Origin of the sequence: Butyrivibrio sp. MC2021, from assembly GCF_000621605.1 — a bacterium.
GTDB lineage: Bacteria > Bacillota > Clostridia > Lachnospirales > Lachnospiraceae > Butyrivibrio.
This window is the reverse complement of the sequence record NZ_JHXX01000030.1, coordinates 1-4,539: the sequence shown is the minus strand read 5'-3', so window position 1 is coordinate 4,539 and position 4,539 is coordinate 1. Positions and strand designations below refer to the sequence as shown.

The 4,539-nt window shown below is 45.7% G+C and carries 1 protein-coding gene and 1 rRNA gene; both read left to right on the top strand.

Translation table 11 applies throughout. The features are described 5' to 3' along the window. A partial coding sequence (locus tag T359_RS20940) for an InlB B-repeat-containing protein (RefSeq protein ID WP_197027119.1) occupies positions 1 to 3,867 on the top strand: 3,867 nt, incomplete at its 5' end. 490 nt (positions 3,868 to 4,357) lie between these two features. Beyond that, positions 4,358 to 4,539, top strand: a 16S ribosomal RNA gene (locus T359_RS0117400); the annotation flags it as partial.

The following is a 4,539-nucleotide window of genomic DNA, read 5'->3' as shown; positions in this document are numbered from 1 at the left end:
AAAGGAGAGACTGTCAGTGGATATAGCTATCTGATGATGGATAATGCCAATGCATATTTATATGTAAATGGTGATGCTATCATAAATCGTGTGCAGAGTGGAAGCTATACCTGCTTCGATAAGGGAACATTGGAACTAAAGGGCGACCTGTATGACAATAATGCAAGTAATTATTTCGGATGGAGGACAAGTAAAAACTTTACATTTATATTAAGCGGGGAAAAGATTCAGAAAATCCATACCCCGCGATATACAAAGAGTTCACCAACAGACGGGATATATTATTCCACCCTCGGCACCCTCCAGTTCACCGGCTCAGGTCTTACCACCGACACTGGCTTTGGCGTTGTCAGCCTTGACTCCGACCTCCTTGTCAGTGGCAATCCTTACGATGTTTCAATCATCAACTGGAACGACCATGCCCTTAAGAACACCAAAGTTACCAAGATTTATCCAATAAAGACACCTGCAAACTACGGAAAGAAAGTCGAGCGCCCTGAGGAAGACAGTCCTCTCCTCGACGTAACCTTCCTGCCTGCAGAAGAGACTTACACAGTTGAATATTACGTAGGCTCCAAGCTCCTGGAGACTCAGACCGGCTATGTCAAAGACTCTTTGGTTGAAGAATTCAAGTATTCTCCTTCCGAAGGCAAAGTGATGAAGTGGTTCCTGGACGACAAGGGCCACAACGAATTTGATTTTGCTACAACAAAGATAGAAAGCGACCTTGTTCTCTACGGCTTCGAAGAAGCAAAAGAGATCAAGACCTTCAATGTAGTATTTGATGCAAACGGCGGAAGAGTTGACGGCAAAGAAAAGCTTGAGACCACCGTGCAAGAGGATGAGCTTCTTGCAGCGCCTGAAGATCCAACCCTCACAGGATATCAGTTCCTTGGATGGTACCTTGGCGATGACCTGTACGATTTTTATCAGATAGTGACAGGAGACCTTACCCTCGTGGCAAAGTGGACTGTATGCACCTACACAGTCACCTTTGATCCCGGAACTGGCAAGCTTCCGAATGGTAACACCAAAGAGGTTGCTTTTGATCAGAAATATGGCGAACTCCCCGTTCCTACCTATGAATACGGCGAGTTCCTTGGCTGGTTTACCGAAGCAGAAGGTGGGGACCGGGTTACAGAACAGACCATAGTTTCTACCCCAATGAACCATACCCTTTATGCTCATGTTGATCTGACCAGCTACACAATTTACTTTGATGCCAACGGACATGGAACTGCTCCTGACAAGCTCAGCGAGAAGTACTTCATTCCTGCCGGCCTCCCGGAACTTACTGAGACGGGCTATAGCTTCCTTGGCTGGTATACGGCAAAAGAATGTGCTGATGACCAGAAGGTTCAGGAAGGAACCAAGCTTTCGGCTGACATAACTCTTTTTGCAAAATGGGCAGCAAATACCTACGTAGTCACCTTCGATCCTTGCGACGGAACCCTTGCAGACGATGCATCCGCCACAAAGACAGTGACCTTCGGCGAGAGCTATGGCCAGCTTCCTGTAGCTAAGGCTCTGGAAAAAGAGTTCCTCGGTTGGTTCACTGACAAAGAAATCGGTATGGAAGTAACTTCCGAGACAGAAGTAAGCGTTGCAGAGAATCATACTCTTTACGCTCACTACCGCGATTTTGCTCAGCTTCTTGCTCCTTATATCACAGGGGCTGACGGAAGTAGATACGATTCCAGTGCAGAGCTTGAAAAGAACACACTTCTTTACCTTACAAGCGACAACTACAATGCGCTGATCTACTGGACAACAGACGGCACAGAGGCTGCGGACATTCCTGAGGATGAGAAGCATCTATATAAAGAAGCGATAATTCTCAACGAGGACATGACCATCTACGCAAAAGCTGTCAGAGACGGCTACAAGGACAGCCCGGTTGTTTCATTCAGCTATAAGCTTCTGGATACATCCTCAGACTGGGGCGATGTAACCCCTGCTGACAGAGACGGCTATGAGAACGCGGACCAGCTGCCTAAGGGCATATGGGCGGCAGGATTCAGGGACGTGGCTTACACAGGAGAAGCCATCACCTTTGATGAGCTCCATGTTTACAGCAACAAGACCATGCTTGCGCCTGACACAGACTATACCCTGAAGTATGCCAACAACCAGAATGCCTCCACAGATAAGGCCAAAGCCTCCATCACCATTACCGGAAAGGGCAATTACACCGGCTCAAAGACAGTACTGTTTACAATAAGTCCTCTGAGCCTTGGGGATGGCACAGCTAACAATGCGAACCTTACAGTGGCCGACGTATCAGTAGAATACACAGGCAAGCTCATCAAGGCCGAGACCACAGTGACCTATCGACTCCGGGGAAAAGAGGTAACTCTCAAGCCCGGAACAGACTTTACCTATGATTATTCTGCTGTGGGAAAAGAGCCCGGTGAATACACCGTCAAGATAGTCGGCAAGGGCAACTACTGTGGCACCGCTTCCTTCAGAGAAACAGTTTTTGCAAAAAAGACAAAGACCGATATCGCCAAGCTCTGGTTTGCGGCAATACCTGTACAGGAGGCTGACGGTCAGAGGAAAGAGCCAAAGCTCACCATCCAGGATAAGATCTCGGATCCCGCATATAAAAACGATCCTTACACCTTATCAGAGGATGACTTTGACGCAGTTTACTTTAACAATGTGGCTGCCGGAACAGCAACCGTTGTTGTAACAGGAAAAGGCAGCTATGCCGGAACCAAGACCCTGGCCTTCAGGATAACAGGCATCAGTCTTTCCGGTGCTGAATTTGAGATCGGCTCTGTGATTTACGACGGAACACCCAAGAAGCCTGCTGTAACTGTAACCTATCAGCCCGACAAAGATTCCGCCATGGAGCTTCTTTCCGAAGGCGAGGATTACACATTAGAAGTAACCGGCAATATCAAGAAGGGCACAGGCAAAATAACCTTTACCGGCATAGGCAGATTCACAGGCACGGTTAAAAAGAACTTTAAGATAGAAGCTCACAGCTTCGATCAGGGTGATGTATCTGTAACCTGCGGCGGCCAGAACAGCACCGACGACAGAGAGTATATTGGAACCTTTGCTTATACCAAGAATGGAGTGACACCTGAAGTAACTCTTTCCTATAATGGAGAGCCCCTCGTTCTTAACAGAGATTACAAGCTTAAGTATGCTAACAATAAGACTGTTAGCTTGACAGGTAAAAAGGCTCCTACTATCACGATCACAGGAACAGGCAATTTCTCCGGCACCTTCACCAGGACTTTTGCCATAGAAAAAGCAAGTCTTGAAAACGTGACTGCGGTGGCTTCCGATATCAAATACAGTCCCAAGGCAGGGACCTGCAAACCGGTATTAACTCTGTACGACACCAACGGCGCAAAGCTCGCAGCAGGAAAAGACTACAACAAGAATGTCATCTATACCTATGTGGATGACACAACAATTCAGCGAAAGCAGGGCAAAAACCTTGTGGATGTTCAGGTAGATGCCGGAACACAGGTAGATAATATGAAGGATATTATCCCTGCAGGCACGGATATTCTCGTAACCATCTCCGGAAAAGGCCTGTATGACTCTGCTACAACCGCTGAGGCAGAATTTACTTATGTAGATGTACTTCTGGATAAGGCAAAGATCAAATTAAAGAAATCATCATATGAATACACCGAGAAGGGAATTGAGATCAGTGAGTCGGATCTTGCAGTCAAGATAGGTAAGGACGAGATCCCTCAGGGTGCCTACAGGATTACATCCATAACAGATAACTATGCTAAGGGTACAGCAAAGATCACTGTATCCGGTGTAGGAAAATATGGTGACAAGTACTATGGAGGATCAAAAACAATAACCTTTAAAATAGTACCCAGGCCCATAGGATAATTGATTAAATTTTTCGAAAGAACCAATCCAATTTAAGCGGGTTGGTTCTTTTTTCATACCTTTGGGTAAAGAATTTTCAAAGTCATACCACTATAAATTGGGTAAAGAAGCCAGTCCGTCTGCAAGATTTAGTGGTGTTTTAATTTTATAAAAAATTTCCAAAAAAAGGTGTTGCATTTATAAATCTGCTTTGCTATAATAACTTTTGCCCGTTGCGAAAGGGGCTAGAAACCGCGGAACAATGCGATTTCGAAAATAGCTTCAAAAAACTTTTTAAAAAACTTTAAAAAAGTTGTTGACAGAGATTTGAAGTTATGATATTCTAAATGAGTTGCGGCTGAGAGCTGCAGCGACAAGCACCTTGACAAATAAACAGTAATGCAACCCTGAAAAATTCCAAGAGAATTATTCAGAATAACAAACCAAAAGTAATAACGGACAGAACATTAAAGCCAAGCTTTTAGTTCTGGCCGGATTGAACAAAACATTTAAACGTGAGAGTTCGATCCTGGCTCAGGATGAACGCTGGCGGCGTGCCTAACACATGCAAGTCGAACGGACTTAAGACGCTGATGAGGCTTCGGCGGATTCTTGTTTTAAGTTAGTGGCGGACGGGTGAGTAACGCGTGGGCAACCTGCCTCATACTGGGGGATAGCAGTTGGAAACGACTG